The following is a 2,560-nucleotide window of genomic DNA, read 5'->3' on the forward strand; positions in this document are numbered from 1 at the left end:
CCGGACGACGACGCGCCGCATCTGCTTGTCGTCGACGACGACACCCGCATCCGCAATCTTCTCAAGCAGTATCTGACCGAAAATGGCTTTCGCGTCACCGTTGCCGGCAATGCCGGCGAAGCCAGGCGCAAGCTTGCCGGCCTCGACTTCGACCTTCTGGTGCTGGACGTCATGATGCCCGGCGAGACGGGCGTCGACCTGACCAAGTCGCTGCGGGCCGAAAAGAACGTACCGATCCTGATGCTCACAGCGCTGTCGGAGACCGACAGCCGCATCTCAGGGCTGGAGGCTGGCGCCGACGACTATCTGCCAAAGCCGTTCGATCCGCGCGAGCTGATCCTGCGCATCAACAACATCCTGCGCCGCGGTGGCCCGGCGACCACGCCCAAGGTCGAGCAGTTGGTCTTCGGCCCCTACACGTTCCAGATCGCCCGGCGCGAATTGAAGCGTGGCGGCGAGGCGTTGAAGCTGACCGATCGCGAGCAGGAGATCCTGGCGATCTTCGCCGCGCGGGCGGGCGAGACGATACCCCGCCACGAGCTTGTCGGCGACGATTCGGAAGTCGGCGAGCGCACCATCGACGTCCAGATCAACCGGCTGCGCCGCAAGATCGAGCGCGATCCGTCCAATCCGGTCTGGCTCCAGACCGTACGCGGTATTGGGTATCGGCTCAGCGTGGAATAGAATGCCGCCTGCGGCCGGCTGAACGGCTGCGGGCAAGCGAAAAGAGCGAATGGCAACCACGGAACTGGAACAGCCGGGCAATGGCGGCTTGAGCGCACGCGCTGCGCGGACGCTGAAGGCGGTGCCGCGCGCCTGGAACCGCTTCTGGCGCCTCGTCTCGCTCTATATGCCCAAGCGGCTCTATGCCCGCTCGCTGATCATCGTCATCGCGCCGATGATCCTGCTGCAATCGGTCGTCGCCTTCGTCTTCATGGAACGTCACTGGGCAACCGTGACGCAGCGCCTGTCGCAGGCCACCGTGCGCGACATCGCCGCCATCATCGACCTGATCGAGACCTATCCGCGCGATGCCGACTACACCAACATAATCCGCATCGCCCAGGACCGCATGCAGCTGAAGGTCGACCTCTTGCCGCCCGACCCACTCCCCGCGCCCGGTCCAAAGCCGTTTTTCTCGATTTTGGATGATGTTCTCTCGTCCGAGATCACCCGCCAGATCAACCGCCCGTTCTGGATCGACACGGTCGGCAACTCCAACATCGTCGAGGTACGCGTGCAGCTCGAGGGCAAGGTGCTGCGCGTCTTCGTGCGCCGCAGCCAGGCCTATGCCTCTAACACCCACATCTTCCTGATCTGGATGGTCGGCACCTCGCTGGTGCTGTTGATGATCGCCATTCCCTTCCTGCGCAACCAGATCCGGCCGATCCTGATGCTTGCCGAAGCCGCCGAAAGCTTTGGCAAGGGCCGGCCGATGCCGCGCGATTTCCGGCCGCGCGGCGCCGAGGAGGTTCGCCGCGCCGGCTTTGCCTTCATGCAGATGCGCGAGCGCATCGAACGCCAGATCGAACAGCGCACCGCCATGCTGACCGGCGTCAGCCATGACCTCAGAACCATCCTCACTCGCTTCAAGCTGCAGCTGGCGCTTTCCGGCGGCAAGGCCGAGACCAAGGCAGCGCTCGACCAGGACATCGACGACATGCAGTCGATGCTCGAAGGCTATCTGTCCTTTGCCCGCGGCGAAGCTTCGGAAGACGCCGGACGGTTCGATCTCGAGGCCTATTTCGAAAAGCTCGACGAGGAAGCCAGGCTGCGCAAGCGTAAGCTGTCGACGACGCTTGCCGGCGATCACGATGTGCATGTGCGGCCCAATGCCTTTGCCCGGCTGATGTCCAACGTCATCGGCAACGCCTTCCGCTATGCCAAGACGGTGGAGGTCAACGCCACCCATGGCCGCGGCTCGCTGCTGGTCACCATCGACGACGATGGTCCGGGCATTCCCGCCGATCGACGCGAAGACGTGTTCAAGCCTTTCGTGCGGCTCGACGAGGCCCGCAACCTCGATGCCAGCGGCACCGGGCTCGGCCTGTCGATCGCCCGCGACATCGCCCGCTCCCATGGCGGCGACATCACTCTTGAAGACAGCCCGCTCGGCGGACTGCGCGCCATCATCAAGGTTCCGGCATAACCGGGCACGATTGCGAAAAGTGGAAACGGCTTCATCCGCCCGTCATGAAACCATGATCAAGAGCGCGCATGAAGCGCGCGACCTCAATTGATTCGGCCTTGCCGCCTCACTTCGACCCCGTACCTGTCCGGGTGCGCTGGAGCGAAGCGAGAGCAGCAGGCTGGTCGCCGTTCCGGCATCGTCTCAAGGCAACCGTCGACCTTTCAAGCAAAGGGCCGCCATGCGCATACTGATGGTCACCGATGCCTGGCGCCCGCAGGTCAACGGCGTCGTCCACACGCTGGAGCGGCTCACCGAGACGCTGAAGTCCTTCGACGTCGCGGTGGATTTCCTGACGCCCAATATCTTTCGCACCCTGCCCTTGCCGACCTATCCCGACATCAGGCTGGCGCTGACCACGCCCGGCCATGT

The 2,560-nt window shown here is 64.0% G+C and carries 2 protein-coding genes and 1 pseudogene; all 3 read left to right on the top strand.

The genetic code is table 11. From position 1 onward, the window contains the following. Positions 1 to 684 (top strand): response regulator transcription factor (locus tag EN969_RS26230; RefSeq protein ID WP_245467506.1); only part of this gene is annotated, 684 nt, incomplete at its 5' end. A gap of 49 nt (positions 685 to 733) precedes the next feature. Beyond that, on the top strand, positions 734 to 2,149 hold the full coding sequence (locus EN969_RS26235; protein WP_013530013.1) for an ATP-binding protein: 1,416 nt from the start codon (positions 734 to 736) through the stop codon (positions 2,147 to 2,149). A 220-nt stretch (positions 2,150 to 2,369) separates the two neighbouring features. Continuing rightward, positions 2,370 to 2,560 (top strand): annotated as a pseudogene (locus tag EN969_RS26240) (glycosyltransferase family 1 protein); the annotation flags it as partial.

This window comes from Mesorhizobium sp. M7A.F.Ca.CA.003.01.2.1 (genome assembly GCF_003998945.1).
GTDB classification, from domain to species: Bacteria; Pseudomonadota; Alphaproteobacteria; order Rhizobiales; family Rhizobiaceae; genus Mesorhizobium; species Mesorhizobium ciceri.